Annotated in this window: 1 protein-coding gene; it reads right to left on the bottom strand. The window is 65.0% G+C overall.

The window, feature by feature from the left end; genetic code table 11:
* Window positions 1-6: 6 nt before the first annotated feature.
* Entirely contained in the window at window positions 7-17079 is a 17073-nt protein-coding gene (locus tag FHR72_RS11265; RefSeq protein ID WP_183468052.1) for an Ig-like domain-containing protein, read from the bottom strand.
* Window positions 17080-17202 lie beyond the last annotated feature (123 nt).

Here is a 17202-nt window from a genome sequence, read left to right as displayed (position 1 = left end):
GACCCGTTACAACACGAGCGTCAACAACCCTGTCGTGGTGTTGCTGGAAACCCCCTGGAAGTCGCGCACCACCATGGTGACGGTGCGGGTGCTGAGCAGATTGAGGCCCGTCTTGGAGAATCTGACGGAGCGGATGGCTTCCTGATACTGCGCCACCGTTCCCTCGCCGGACAGCGTCAACACCCCGTTGACATAGTTGCCGGTGATGTTCCCCACGGGTGTGAATGTCAGATTGTCGACACTCTGCACATTCGTGATCGTGACGACAGCCTGGTTCAAATACGAGGAGTCATCCAGGATCACCGCGGTCGGGCTGACCACTTGTGCGCCGAGTAGGAGCACACCACCGCCGAGCGGGGCCGTGAGTACCGGCGCCGAGTTGGCGGTCTGCGTCACCAGCGCGGTGGCGTTCGGGCTCGTCGCGCCCAGAGCATCGGTCACGGTGAAGGTGACAGTCTTCACATCGGTAGAACCAGACGCTCCAGAGGCAAACGTCACCGATTGCAACAGCTGCTGATAGGTCGCGGTGGCGGCGGTCCCGGTGAAGGTCAGGACTCCCGTGGCGCTGTTGTAGTTTCCGACGATGCCGCTCACAGGAGTGAAACCGAGAACGTCGCCCGATACGAAGTTGCCCGTGATCGCCACTGATGCTCCCTGCATCGTCGACGAATCGAGATCCAGGACAGTGAGCAACGGGTTCACCTGTACTGCAGTGTTTCCCGCCGTATAGATCGGGCCGAGCACCGTAGTGACGAGGGGTGCGAGGTTCACCGGCGCAGCCAGCACGGTCACGGTGACCGAGCCCGGCAGACTCGACGAATTCTGCTGATCGGTGACGGTGAACGACACCGTCTTGAATGTTGCCGGCGCCGTTGAGCTGGTCGCGATCTTGACCGACCTGAGCAGCTGTTGGTAGTCGGCCACCGAGGCATCACCCGTGAACGTCAGCGTTCCGGAGGTCCCGTCATATGTACCTGTAATCCCCTGCTGCGCAGAGTAGGTTAGCGTGTCGCCGGCACTGAAGTTGCCCGTGATCTTGACAGTCGCCCCTTTAATCGTGCTCGAGTCGAGATCGAGCAGACCCAGGTTTGAGTCGACCGCCACCGCGCTCGTTCCCGCCGTGTACGTGAGATTGACACCCGAGGTGATCACCAGCGGAGCGACATTGAGAGGAGCTGACACCACGGTCACCGCGACGAGGCCCGGTGCGCTGACCTTTCCGTCGACGTCGGTCACCACGAACGAGATGCTCTTGATGGTGGCAAGGGCACCGCTACTCGTGGTGAACGTCACCGAGCGCAAGATCTGCTGGTAGGCGCTCAGTGAAGCGGTACCTTCGAACGTCAGGACGCCCCCGCTGTAATTGCCGCTGATACCCGATTGCGGTGTGAAGCCCAGGATCTCGCCGGCTGTTGCACCGCCGACAACCGATACCACAGCTTTGGAGATCTGCGACGAATCAGCGTCGAGGAGGGTGAGATTCGGATCGACGGTTGTTGCCGTAGCGCCGGCCGTGTAGGACACATTTGCCACCGTGGTCACGACGACCGGGGTCGCGAGGACGGGTACGGACACCACTGTGACCGCTACCGATCCTGAGGCGCTGCTATTGAGCTGGGCATCGGTGACGGTGAACGAAATCATCCTGATCGACGACAGAGCCGTCGAGTTCGTCGAGAACGCGACCGTTCGTAGAAGCTGCTGGTACTGGCTGACGGTCGCATCACCGTCAAAGGTGAGTACTCCTGCGTTGTACTCCGCTGACACACCGGTCGGCAGAGTGCCCCATGTCAGAGCGTCGCCTGCGACAGGGTCGGTGATTGTCACGGTGGCTCCCGACATCATCGCCGAATCTCCGTCGAGCACAATGATTCCGGCATCGACCGGGGTAGCTCCCGCTCCGGCGGTGTAGGACACGCTGACGACCGACGTCAAGACGATCGGTGCGACAGCAGACAACCCGATGACGGTGACCACGGTGGCGGCCGGAACCACACTGGCCTTGCCTTGATCATCAGTGACGGTGAACGAGACGGTCTTCAACCCAGGACTGGTCGACGTCAACGTCACCGACTCCAGCAGCTGCTGATACACCGCCACCGATCCGACCCCGGTGAACGTGACCGTGCCGGTGCCAGTGGTGACCTGGAAACCGGTCGGCACTGTCCCCCAGCCCAATACATCTCCGGCACCCGGATTGGACACCGTCACCGTGGCCGACTGGATCTCTTCAGAATCCAGATCAGTGATCACCATAATCGGGGAGACCGTCACCGACTCACCGGTGGTCCCCGCCGCAGCCGCAGCCACCACCACCACCGGAGCGATCTGCACCCCCGGAACACCCACCACCGTCACCACGGTGGCGGCCGGAACCACACTGGTCTTGCCTTGATCATCAGTGACGGTGAACGAGACGGTCTTCAACCCAGGACTGGTCGACGTCAACGTCACCGACTCCAGCAGCTGCTGATACACCGCCACCGATCCGACCCCGGTGAACGTGACCGTGCCGGTGCCAGTGGTGACCTGGAAACCAGTCGGCACTGTCCCCCAACCCAATACATCTCCGGCACCCGGATTGGACACCGTCACCGTGGCCGACTGGATCTCCTCAGAATCCAGATCAGTGATCACCACAATCGGGGAGACCGTCACCGACTCACCGGTGGTCCCCGCCGCAGCCGCAGCCACCACCACCACCGGAGCGATCTGCACCCCCGGAACACCCACCACCGTCACCACGGTGGCGGCCGGAACGGTGCTTGCGTTGCCCTCGGCATCAATCACAGTGAAGGACACTGACTTGAGCCCCGCCGAGCTGGACGTCAGTGTGACTGACTGCAGGATCTGCTGGTAGACGGCAGCCGACGCCGCGCCAGTAAAGGTGACCGACCCGCTGCCTGTGGACACCCCGAACCCGGTCGGCAGCGACCCCCAGTTCAGCACATCCCCGACAGCAGGATCGTCGACCGTGACCGTCGCCGACTGCAGCGAATCCGAATCCAAGCCGGTGATCACCACGATCGGGCTGATCGTGATCGGCTGACCCGCCGCGCCCACGGCCGCGGGCGAGACGACTACCAGGGGCGGAACCGCAACGGCCGCACCCATCACCGTGACCACGGTGGCGGCCGGCACAGTGCTTGCGTTGCCCTCGGCATCAATCACAGTGAACGAAACAGACTTCAACCCCGCACCCGTGGAGGTCAGCGTGATCGACTGCAGGATCTGCTGGTACACCGCAGCCGACGCCGCGCCAGTGAACGTGACCGACCCGTTGCCTGTGGACACCCCGAACCCGGTCGGCAGCGACCCCCAGTTCAGAACATCCCCGGCAGCCGGGTCGTCGATCGTGACCGTCGCCGACTGCAGCTCAGCAGAATCCAGATCCGTGATCACCACGATCGGGCTGATCGTGACCGGCTGCCCCGCCGCACCCAGCGCCGCCGGGGAAACGACCACCAACGGCGGAACCGCAACGGCCGCACCCACCACCGTGACCACCGTGGCGGCCGGAACACTGCTTGCATTGCCCTCGGCATCAATCACAGTGAACGAAACAGACTTCAACCCCGCACCCGTGGAGGTCAGCGTGATCGACTGCAGGATCTGCTGATACACCGCAGCCGACGCCGCACCCGTGAAGGTCACCGACCCGTTGCCCGTAGCCACCCCGAACCCGGCCGGCAACGACCCCCAGTTCAGAACATCCCCTGCGGCAGGGTCGTCGACCGTGACCGTCGCCGACTGCAGCTCCGCAGAATCCAGATCGGTGATCACCACAACTGGACTGATCGTGACCGGCTGGCCGGCCGCACCCACGGCCGCGGGCGAGACGACCACCAACGGCGGCACCTCAATGGCTACGCCGGCAACAGTCACCACCGTGCTCGCAGACACCACGTTCTCATTGCCGTCGGCATCGACCACCGTGAAGGACACCGACTTCAAGCCCGCACCCGTCGAGGTCAACGTGACCGACTGCAGAATCTGCTGATACACCGCAGCCGACGCCGCACCCGTGAAGGTCACCGACCCGGCGCCCGTAGACACCCCGAACCCGGTCGGCAAAGACCCCCAGTTCAGAACATCCCCTGCAGCCGGATCGTCGACCGTGACCGTCGCCGACTGCAGCTCCGCAGAATCCAGATCCGTGATCACCACAACCGGACTGATCGTGACCGGCTGGCCGGCCGCACCCACGGCCGCGGGCGAGACGACCACCAACGGCGACACCTCAATGGCTACGCCGGCAACAGTCACCACCGTGCTCGCAGACACCACGTTCTCGTTGCCGTCGGCATCGACCACCGTGAACGACACCGACTTCAAGCCCGCACCTGTCGAGGTCAGCGTGACCGACTGCAGAATCTGCTGATACACCGCAGCCGAGGCCGCACCCGTGAAGGTCACCGACCCTGCGCCTGTGGACACCTCGAACCCGGTCGGCAGCGACCCCCAGTTCAGAACATCCCCGGCAGCCGGATCGTCGACCGTGACCGTCGCCGACTGCAGTGAATCCGAATCCAGGTCGGTGATCACCACAATCGGACTGATCGCGATCGGCTGACCGGCCCCACCCACCGCCGCGGGCGACACAATCACCAACGGCGGCACCTCAACGGGTACGCCGGCGACAGTCACCACCGTGCTCGCAGACACCACGTTCTCGTTGCCGTCGGCATCGACCACCGTGAAGGACACCGACTTGAGCCCCGCCGAGCTGGACGTCAGTGTGACTGACTGCAGGATCTGCTGGTAGACGGCAGCAGATGCCGCACCAGTAAAGGTCACCGACCCAGCGCCTGTGGACACCTCGAACCCGGTCGGCAGCGACCCCCAGTTCAGAACATCCCCGGCAGCCGGGTCGTTGACCGTGACCGTGGCCGACTGCAGTGAATCCGAATCCAGGTCGGTGATCACCACGATCGGACTGATCGTGATGGGCTGCCCCGCCGCGCCCAGCGCCGCCGGGGAGACGACCACCAGGGGCGGCACCTCAACGGCCGCACCCACCACCGTGACCACGGTGCCCGCCGGAATGGTGCTTGCGTTGCCGTCGGCATCAATCACAGTGAATGACACCGACTTCAAGCCCGTACCCGTCGAGGTCAACGTGACCGACTGCAGAATCTGCTGATACACCGCCGCAGACGCCGCACCCGTGAACGTGACCGACCCTGCGCCCGTGGACACCTCCAACCCGGTCGGCAGCGACCCCCAGTTCAGAACATCCCCTGCAGCCGGATCGTCGACCGTGACCGTCGCCGACTGCAGTGAATCCGAATCCAGGTCGGTGATCACCACGATCGGGCTGATCGTGATCGGCTGACCCGCCGCACCCACAGCCGCGGGCGAGACGACCACCAACGGCGGCACCTCAACGGCTACGCCGGCGACAGTCACCACCGTGCTTGCAGACACCACGTTCTCATTGCCGTCGGCATCGACCACCTTGAACGACACCGACTTGAGCCCCGCCGAGCTCGAGGTCAGTGTGACTGACTGCAGGATCTGCTGATACACCGCAGCCGAGGCCGCACCCGTGAAGGTCACCGACCCTGCGCCTGTGGACACCCCGAACCCGGTCGGCAGCGACCCCCAGTTCAGAACATCCCCGGCAGCCGGATCGTCGGCCGTGACCGTCGCCGACTGCAGTGAATCCGAATCCAGGTCGGTGATCACCACGATCGGACTGATTGTGATCGGCTGACCCGCCGCACCCAGCGCCGCCGGGGAAACAATCACCAGCGGCGGCACCTCAACGGCCGCGCCCACCACCGTGACCACGGTGCCCGCCGGCACCGCATTCGCATTACCGTCGACATCAGTGACGACGAAACTGACAGACTTCAGCCCCGACGTGCTGGACGTCAAAGTGACCGACTGCAGAATCTGCTGATACACCGCAGCCGAGGCCGCACCCGTGAAGGTCACCGACCCTGCGCCTGTGGACACCTCGAACCCGGTCGGCAGCGACCCCCAGTTCAGCACATCCCCGGCAGCCGGGTCGTTGACCGTGACCGTGGCCGACTGCAATGAATCCGAGTCCAGGTCGGTGATCACCACGATCGGACTGATCGTGACCGGCTGGCCGGCCCCACCCACAGCCGCGGGCGAGACGACCACCAACGGCGGCACCTCAACGGGTACGCCGGCGACAGTCACCACCGTGCTCGCAGACACCACGTTCTCGTTGCCGTCGGCATCAATCACAGTGAAGGAAACAGACTTCAAGCCCGCACCCGTCGAGGTCAACGTGACCGACTGCAGAATCTGCTGATACACCGCAGCCGACGCCGCACCAGTAAAGGTGACCGACCCTGTGCCGGAATCAAACCCGACGGTGGTGACACCGTCAGGCAGACCACCCCAACTCAACACATCACCGATGGCGGGATCGTCGATCGTTACCGTCGCTGAGTCCAGAGCATCGGAATCGAGGTCGGTGATCACCACGATCGGACTGATCGCGATCGGCTGACCGGCCCCACCCACCGCCGCGGGCGACACAATCACCAACGGCGGCACCTCGACGGCCGCGCCCACCACCGTGACCACGGTGCCCGCCGGCACTGCATTCGCAATACCGTCGACGTCGGTGACGACGAAGGAAACGGACTTCAGCCCCGCCGTGCTGGAGGTGAGGGTGACCGACTGCAGGATCTGCTGATACACCGCCGCGGACGCCGCGCCAGTAAAGGTCACCGACCCAGTGCCTGTGGACACCTCGAACCCGTCCGGCAGCTCACCCCAATTGAGAACATCTCCGGCAGCAGCGTCCTTCACGGTGACTGTGGCCGATCCGATCTCGGAGTCCAGGTCGGTGACCACGACAACCGGACTGACCGTGACCGGCTGCCCCGCACCACCCAGCGCAGCCGGCGAAACGATCACCAGCGGCGGAACCTGCACAACGGCTCCGACAATGGTGACGACAGTGCCGGCAGGCACTGCGTTCGCGTTGCCGTCAACATCGGTGACCGTGAACGACACCGACTTCAACCCCGCCGTGCTGGAGGTCAGTGTGACTGACTGCAAGATCTGTTGATACACCGCCGCCGAGGCCGCACCGGTGAACGTGACCGACCCGGTGCCGGTGGACACCTCGAAGCCGTCCGGCAGCTCACCCCAGTTCAAGACATCCCCGGCGGCCGCATCCTTCACTGTGACTGTGGCCGAACCGATCTCGGAGTCCAGGTCGGTGATCACCACGATCGGACTGATCGTGACCGGCTGCCCCGCCCCACCCAGCGCAGCCGGGGAAGCAATCACCAGGGGCGGGACCTGCGCGACGGCGCCGACGACCGTGACGACGGTGCCGGCCGGCACAGCGTTCGCGTTGCCGTCGACATCGGTGACGACGAAACTGACAGACTTCAACCCCGCCGTGCTGGACGTCAGAGTGACCGACTGCAGGATCTGCTGATACACCGCAGCCGACGCCGCACCGGTAAAGGTCACCGAGCCCGCGCCGGTGGACACCTCGAACCCGTCCGGCAGCTCACCCCAGTTCAGGACATCCCCGACAGCCGCATCTTTCACTGTGACTGTGGCTGAACCGATCTCAGAATCCAGGTCAGTGATCACCACAATCGGACTGATCGTGACCGGCTGTCCCGCCGCACCCACAGCCGCGGGCGAGACGACCACCAACGGCGGCACCTCAACGGGTACGCCGGCGACAGTCACCACCGTGCTCGCAGACACCACGTTCTCATTGCCGTCGGCATCAATCACAGTGAAGGAAACAGACTTCAAGCCCGCACCCGTCGAGGTCAACGTGACCGACTGCAGAATCTGCTGGTAGACGGCAGCAGATGCCGCACCAGTGAACGTCACCGACCCGGTGCGGGAATCAAACCCGACGGTGGTGACACCGTCAGGCAGACCACCCCAACTCAACACATCACCGATGGCGGGATCGTCGATCGTTACCGTCGCTGAGTCCAGAGCATCGGAATCGAGGTCGGTGATCACCACAACTGGACTGATCGCGATCGGCTGCCCGGCCGCGCCGAGCGCAACCGGGGAAACGATCACCAGCGGGGGCACCGCGACAGTTGCGCCCCCTACGGTGACGACCGTGCCGGCAGGCACTGCATTCGCATTGCCGTCGACGTCGGTGACGACGAAACTGACAGACTTCAATCCCGCGCTGGTCGACGTCAACGTGACCGACTGCAAGATCTGCTGATAGACGGCAGCGGACGCCGCGCCGGTGAAGGTGACTGATCCTGTGCCGACAGACACGTCGAAGCCGTCCGGCAGCTCGCCCCAGTTCAGGACATCCCCGGCAGCCGGGTCTTTCACTGTGACTGTGGCCGAACCGATCTCGGAGTCCAGGTCGGTGATCACCACGATCGGACTGATGGTGATGGACTGCCCCGCCGCACCCAACGCAGCCGGGGAAACAATGACCAGGGGCGGGACCTGCGCGACGGCGCCGACGACCGTGACGACGGTCCCTGCCGGCACTGCGTTCGCGTTGCCGTCAACATCGGTGACCGTGAACGACACCGACTTCAACCCCGCCGTGCTGGAGGTGAGGGTCACCGACTGCAAGATCTGCTGATACACCGCCGCCGTGGCCGCACCGGTAAAGGTCACCGAGCCTGCGCTCGTAGACACCTCGAAGCCGTCCGGCAGCTCACCCCATCCGAGGACATCCCCGGCGGCAGCATCTTTGACCGTGACCGTCGCCGACTGCAGTGAATCCGAATCCAGGTCGGTGATCACCACGATCGGACTGATCGTGACCGGTTGCCCGGTCCCACCGAGCGCCGCGGGCGAAACGATCACCAGTGGCGGAACCTGCACAACGGCGCCGACAACGGTGACGACGGTGCCTGCCGGCACAGCGTTCGCGTTGCCGTCGACATCGGTGACGACGAAACTGACAGACTTCAACCCCGCCGTGCTGGACGTCAGAGTGACCGACTGCAGGATCTGCTGATACACCGCAGCCGACGCCGCACCGGTAAAGGTCACCGAGCCCACGCCGGTAGACACCTCGAACCCGTCCGGCAGCTCACCCCAATTGAGAACATCTCCGGATGCCGCGTCTTTGACCGTGACGGTGGCCGAGCCGATGTCAGAATCCAGGTCGGTGACCACGACAATCGGACTGATCGTGACCGGCTGCCCCGCCGCACCGAGCGCCGCCGGGGAAACAATGATCAAGGGCGGCACCTCAACGGCCGCACCCACCACCGTGACCACGGTTCCCGCCGGCACCGCGTTCGCATTACCGTCGACATCGGTGACCATGAACGACACCGACTTCAACCCCGACGAGCTCGAAGTCAGTGTGACTGACTGCAAGATCTGCTGATACACCGCCGCCGACGCGGCGCCAGTAAAGGTGACCGACCCAGGGCCTGTGGACACCTCGAAGCCGTCCGGCAGCTCACCCCAGTTCAAGACATCCCCGGCAGCCGGGTCTTTCACTGTGACTGTCGCCGAACCGATCTCAGAGTCCAGGTCAGTGATCACCACAATCGGACTGATCGTGACCGGCTGCCCCGCCCCACCCAGCGCCGCCGGCGAAACAATGACCAGCGGCGGAACCTGCACAACGGCGCCGACGACCGTGACGACGGTCCCTGCCGGCACGGCGTTCGCGTTGCCGTCAACATCGGTGACCGTGAACGACACCGACTTCAACCCCGCCGTGCTAGAGGTCAGGGTCACCGACTGCAAGATCTGCTGATACACCGCCGCCGTGGCCGCACCGGTAAAGGTCACCGAGCCTGCGCTCGTAGACACCTCGAAGCCGTCCGGCAGCTCACCCCAGTTCAAGACATCGCCCGCGGCGGCGTCCTTGACCGTCACTGTGGCTGAACCGATGTCAGAGTCCAGGTCGGTGATCACGACGATCGGGCTGATGGCGACCGGCTGCCCGGCCGCACCCAGCGCAGCTGGCGAGACGATCACCAGCGGCGGCACCTCAACAGTGGCGCCGACGACCGTGACGACCGTGCCCGCCGGCACTGCGTTCGCATTACCGTCAACATCGGTGACCGTGAACGACACCGACTTCAACCCCGCCGTGCTGGAGGTCAGGGTCACTGACTGCAAGATCTGCTGATACACCGCCGCCGTGGCCGCGCCAGTGAACGTCACCGAGCCCGCGCCGGTAGACACCTCGAACCCGTCCGGCAAATCACCCCAATTGAGAACATCTCCGGCAGCCGGGTCTTTGACGGTGACGGTGGCTGAACCGATCTCAGAATCCAGGTCGGTGACCACGACAATCGGGCTGATCGTGACCGGCTGACCGGCCCCACCCAGCGCCGCGGGCGAGACGATCACCAGCGGCGGCACCTCTACCGTCGCGCCGACGACCGTGACGACCGTGCCCGCCGGGACGGCGTTCGCATTACCGTCAACATCGGTGACCGTGAACGACACCGACTTCAACCCCGCCGTGCTAGAGGTCAGGGTGACTGACTGCAGGATCTGCTGGTAAACGGCCGCCGACGCCGGGCCGGTGAAGGTGACTGATCCCGCGCCGGTAGACACCTCGAAGCCGTCCGGCAAATCACCCCATCCGAGGACATCCCCGGCAGAAGCATCCTTGACGGTCACTGTGGCTGAACCGATCTCAGAATCCAGGTCGGTGATCACCACAATCGGACTGATCGTGACCGGCTGACCCGCACCACCCAGCGCCGCCGGCGAAACGATCACCAACGGCGGAACCTCTACCGTCGCGCCCACGACCGTGACGACGGTTCCTGCTGGCACCGCGTTTGCGTTGCCATCGACATCGGTGACCGTGAACGACACCGACTTCAATCCCGCCGTGCTGGAGGTCAGCGTGACCGACTGCAAGATCTGCTGATAGACGGCCGCCGACGCCGCGCCGGTGAAGGTGATCGACCCTGCGCCGGTAGATACCTCGAAGCCGTCCGGCAGCTCACCCCATCCGAGGACATCCCCGGCAGAAGCATCCTTGACGGTCACTGTGGCTGAACCGATGTCAGAGTCCACGTCGGTGATCACGACGATCGGACTGATCGTGACCGGCTGCCCCGCACCGCCCAATGAGGCCGGAGTCACGATCACCAGCGGGGGCACCTCAACAGTGGTGCCCACCACGGTGACGACGGTCCCGGCCGGCACAGCATTGGCGTTGCCGTCGACATCGGTGACGACGAAACTGACAGACTTCAACCCCGCCGTGCTGGACGTCAACGTGACCGACTGCAGGATCTGCTGATACACCGCTGCCGACGCCGCACCGGTGAACGTCACCGACCCAGTGCCCGTAGACACCTCGAACCCGTCCGGCAGCTCACCCCAATTGAGAACATCTCCGGCAGCCGGGTCTTTGACGGTGACGGTGGCTGAACCGATCTCAGAGTCCAGGTCGGTGACCACGACAATCGGACTGATCGTGACCGGCTGACCCGCCCCACCCAGCGCCGCGGGCGAAACGATCACCAGCGGGGGCACCTCAACAGTGGTGCCCACCACGGTGACGACCGTGCTGGCGGGCACCGCATTGGTGTTGCCGTCAACATCGGTGACCGTGAACGACACCGACTTCAACCCCGCCGTGCTGGAGGTGAGGGTGACTGACTGCAGGATCTGCTGGTAAACGGCCGCCGACGCCGCGCCAGTAAAAGTCACCGACCCGGTGCCCGTGGACACCTCGAACCCGTCCGGCAGCTCACCCCAATTGAGAACATCCCCGGCAGCCGGGTCTCTGACGGTGACTGTGGCCGAACCGATCTCGGAGTCCAGGTCGGTGACCACCACGATCGGACTGACCGTGACCGGCTGCCCCGCCCCACCCAGCGCCGCCGGCGAGACGATCACCAGCGGCGGAACCTGCGCGACGGCGCCGACGACCGTGACGACAGTGCCCGCCGGCACAGCATTCGCGTTGCCGTCGACATCGGTGACGACGAAGGAAACGGACTTCAGACCCGCGCTGGTCGACGTCAGTGTGACTGACTGCAGGATCTGCTGGTAGACGGCGGCCGAGGCGGCGCCGGTGAAGGTGACCGAGCCCGCGCCCGTGGAGACCTCGAAGCCGTCCGGCAGCTCACCCCAGTTCAGGACATCCCCGACGGCCGCATCTTTCACTGTGACTGTCGCCGAACCGATCTCAGAGTCCAGATCCGTGATCACCACAATCGGACTGATCGTGACCGGCTGCCCCGCCCCACCCAGCGCCGCCGGGGAAACAATGACCAGGGGCGGGACCTGCGCGACGCCGCCGACGACCGTGACGACGGTTCCTGCCGGCACGGCGTTCGCGTTGCCGTCGACGTCGGTGACGACGAAGCTGACAGACTTCAATCCCGCGCTGGTCGAGGTCAACGTGACTGATTGCAGGATCTGTTGATACACCGCCGCAGACGCCGCACCGGTAAAGGTCACCGAGCCCGCGCCGGTAGACACCTCGAAGCCGCCCGGCAGCTCACCCCAGTTCAAGACATCGCCCGCGGCGGCGTCCTTGACCGTCACTGTGGCTGAACCGATGTCAGAGTCCAGGTCGGTGATCACGACGATCGGGCTGATGGCGACCGGCTGCCCGGCCGCACCCAGCGCAGCTGGCGAGACGATCACCAGCGGCGGCACCTCAACAGTGGTGCCCACCACCGTGACGACCGTGCCCGCCGGCACTGCGTTCGCGTTGCCATCGACATCGGTGACCGTGAACGACACCGACTTCAACCCCGCCGTGCTGGACGTCAGCGTGATCGACTGCAGGATCTGCTGATAGACGGCAGCGGACGCCGCACCGGTAAAGGTGACCGACCCCGCGCCGGTAGACACCTCGAACCCGTCCGGCAGCTCACCCCAATTGAGAACATCTCCGGCAGCCACATCTTTGACAGTGACGGTGGCCGAACCGATGTCAGAATCCAGGTCGGTGATCACCACGATCGGACTGATCGTGACCGGCTGACCGGCCGCACCCAGCGCCGCCGGGGAGACGATCACCAGCGGGGGCACCGCGACAGTCGCGCCGACGACCGTGACGACGGTTCCTGCCGGGACGGCGTTCGCGTTGCCGTCGACATCGGTGACCGTGAAGGAAACAGACTTCAGGCCCGCCGTGCTGGACGTCAAAGTGACTGACTGCAAGATCTGCTGATACACCGCCGCCGTGGCCGCGCCGGTGAACGTCACCGACCCAGTGCCCGTAGACACCTCGAACCCGTCCGGCAGCTCACCCCAGGTCAAGACATCCCCGGCACCAGCGTCTTTGACAGTGACCGTCGCCGATCCGATCTCGGAGTCCAGGTCAGTGATCACCACAATCGGACTGATCGTGACCGGCTGACCCGCACCACCCAGCGCCGCCGGCGAAACAATCACCAACGGCGGAACCTCAACAGTCGCGCCCACCACCGTGACGACCGTGCCCGCCGGCACCGCATTCGCATTACCGTCAACGTCAACCACAGTGAACGACACCGACTTCAGCCCCGCCGTGCTGGACGTCAAAGTGACCGACTGCAAGATCTGCTGATACACCGCCGCCGACGCCGCACCGGTGAACGTCACCGACCCAGTGCCCGTCGACACCTCGAACCCATCCGGCAGCTCACCCCACCCGAGAACATCCCCGGCAGCAGTGTCCTCCACGGTGACTGTGGCCGAACCGATCTCAGAATCCAGATCCGTGACTACCACGATCGGACTGATCGTGACCGGCTGCCCGGCCGCACCCAGCGCCGCCGGCGAAACGATCACCGAAGGCGGCACCTCAACAGTCGCGCCCATCACCGTGACGACGGTCCCGGCAGGCACGGCATTCGCATTACCGTCGACATCGGTGACGACGAAACTGACAGACTTCAAACCCGCCGTGCTGGACGTCAAAGTGACCGACTGCAAGATCTGCTGATAGACGGCCGCCGACGCCGCACCGGTAAAGGTGACCGACCCGGTGCCCGTGGACACCTCGAACCCGTCCGGCAGATCACCCCAATTGAGAACATCTCCGGCTGCCGCATCTTTGACCGTGACGGTGGCCGAACCGATGTCAGAGTCCAGGTCGGTGATCACCACGATCGGACTGATCGTGACCGGCTGCCCCGCCCCGCCCAAAGAAGCCGGAGTCACGATCACCAGCGGGGGCACCTCAACGGCCGCACCCACGACCGTCACGAGCGTCACGGCAGGCAGCGTGTTCTTGTTGCCCTCAGCATCGGTGACAGAGAAGCTGACCGACTTGAACCCAGCTGTCGTCGAGGTCAGCGTGACCGATTGGAGCAGCTGCTGGTACACCGCGGCCGTCGCGTTCCCTGTGAACGTCACGGTGCCGGCGCCCGTCGTTACTTCGAAACCGGCCGGTAGGTCGCCGTACCCGATCTCGTCACCCGCGGCCGCGCCATTGACCGTGACGGTGGCAGAACGGATCTCGCCGGAATCCAGGTCGGTGATCACCACCACCGGGCTGACCGTGATCGGCTGGCCGGGCAGGCCGGCCGCCACTGGAGAAACCACGACGACCGGAGCGAGGTCGGCATTCGGCACGCCTACGACGGTCACCAGAGTCCCCGCCGGCACTGCGTTCTCGTTACCCTCAGCGTCAGTCACTGTGAAGGTGACCGACTTCAGCCCAGCGCTGGTCGACGTCAACGTCACCGATTGCAGGATCTGCCGATACACCGCCGCCGACGCCGCACCGGTGAACGTCACCGACCCCGCACCGACGGACACCTCGAACCCGTCCGGCAGAGACCCCCACCCGAGAACATCCCCGTCAGTAGCGTCCTTGACAGTGACCGTCGCCGAACCGATCTCGTCGGAGTCCAGATCGGTGATCACCACAATCGGACTGATCGTCACCGGGGCGCCCACACCACCGGCCGCCACGGGCGAAACGATCACCAGCGGAGGCACCTGCACCGGCAACCCGAGGACCGTGATCACCGTGCCCGCAGGAACGGTGTTCGCATTACCTTCAGCGTCAGTCACTGTGAAGGTGACCGACTTCAGCCCAGCGCTGGTCGACGTCAACGTCACCGATTGCAGGATCTGCCGATACACCGCCGCCGACGCCGCACCGGTGAACGTCACCGACCCCGCACCGACGGACACCTCGAACCCGTCCGGCAGAGACCCCCACCCGAGAACATCCCCGTCAGTAGCGTCCTTGACAGTGACAGTCGCCGAACCGATCTCGTCGGAGTCCAGATCGGTGATCACCACGACGGGACTGATCGTCACCGGGGCGCCCACACCACCGGCCGCCACGGGCGAAACGATCACCAGCGGAGGCAGTTCCACCGGCAACCCGAGAACTGTGATCACCGTGGCCGCCGGCACGATGTTCTGGTTACCCTCGGAATCGACCACCGTGAAAGACACCGATTTGAGTCCGACCGCCGCCGAGGTCAACGTCACGGACTGCAGCAGCTGCTCGTAAGCGGCGACCGACGCCGACCCGGTGAACGTCAGCGAACCCGCACCGGTCGTCACCAGAATCCCCGGCGGCACCGGCCCGTAGGCCCACGCATCGCCCTCGCCGAAACCATCCACCGACACTGTCGCTGAACTGATTTCGTCAGAATCCAGATCGGTGATCACCACGATCGGACTGATCTTCACCGGGGCGCCCACGACACCGACCGCCGCCGGCGAGACGATCACCAGAGGGGGGACCTCGACCGGTAATCCGAGCACGGTGATCACCGCGACGGCCGGCAGACTGGGTTTGTTCTGATCGTCCACGACCTGGAACGACACCGTCTTGATCGCCGCGGTAGGCGCGGTTAGGGTCACCGAGGCCAGCAGATCCCTGTAGGCCGCCACTGTCGCGGCGCCGGTGAAGGTCAGGACGCCGTTGGAGTAGGTAGCGGTCACCCCCGCCGGCAGTGAACCGTACCCGAGGACCTGGCCGGGGCCGGGATCGTTGAGGGTGACCGTGGCAGAGGTCAGCTTCTGCGAGTCCAGGTCAGTGATCACCACGACGGGGCTCACCTTGATGGGGTCGCCCGCGGTGCCCGTCCCTACGGGGGTCACGACCAAGACGGGCGCCATCTGCACGATGGGATTGACGGTGACCGGGATCATCAGCGTCACCTCGTCGCGCTCGGCCAGTCCTATGGCGCGCGCGAGAAAGTGGAACACTCCTTGGACGACGCCGACGAGACCCTTCAGGTGTTCGGAAGAGTCGCTGATGACGACCTTGAAGCTGTCGATGAGCGGCGCTCCGGTGACCACCGATGTCGGGGTGTATACGAAGTTGCCGGTGATCGGATCCCGAAGGACGACACCGTGCGCCGGCTGGATGATCTTGAATGTGAGCGGATCCCCATTCGGGTCAACGGCGTTGAGGTCGATGACCACCTGGCCCGTGAGGAGCTGCTGCGCGGTGACCGGGCCCCATTCCGGGCTCTCGTTGAAGAAGGTGTGCGTGATCTGGCGCCGGACCCAGGCCAGCAGGGCGTCGAACCAGGGTGCCGGCGCGGGCGTTGCCGGATCGGTGAACGGCGCGAGAACACTGGAGACAACCGCAGACAGGACGTCCACGGTTCCGACGTTCTCCGACGCCTCGGGCTGAGCCGAGGCGGTCGGGACGACGGTGTCACTCTGCTCGGCAGCGACGGGGTCGATGTCGGTAACCCCGACGGTGTCCGTCGGCTCGGAGATGATGTCGACATCTGCCGGATCGCCGGCGTCATCGAGATCGGTGGTCGTCTGCTCGTCTACCGGTTCGGTAGTGGCACCGGAATCCGGCGCCGGGTCAGTCGGAGTGCCGGTGTCCGACCCGGTCACCTCGGACGGGGTGGTCGGGAGTTCCTCACCGGAGTCTGTTTCCGGGACCTCGGGGGCGGTGCCGCCGCCCCCCGTGTCCTCGCCTCCGCCGACGGAGCCTGCGTCGTCGCCGCCGTCGACGTCGCCCTCGGTCTCGGAGGGGTCGACGACCGTGACGTCTTCATCCGGCTCGTCCCCGGGAGTTTCGACGTCGGTTCCGTCCGACTCGGCATCCGGTGCATCAGGAGCGCCGGTCTGGTCGTCGGCCGCATCCGCGTCGTTGGAATCCGCGGATGACGATGTCTCCGACTCGGTACCCGCATAGGCCACGCCGGAGGCGTTTGCCATAGCGAACCCGACCCCGAGCGATATCGCGAGAGCCCCGACGCGACCGATGTGCAGTCCAGTAACAGACGATCGCTTGCGCGCGTGCTTCGCCGACTTGGAGGAACCGGTCCGGTCGACCAGGTC

This window comes from Mycolicibacterium iranicum (genome assembly GCF_014190915.1).
GTDB lineage: Bacteria > Actinomycetota > Actinomycetes > Mycobacteriales > Mycobacteriaceae > Mycobacterium > Mycobacterium iranicum_B.
Note: the sequence above shows the minus strand (reverse complement) of the source record. Positions and strands in the feature narration are given on the sequence as shown.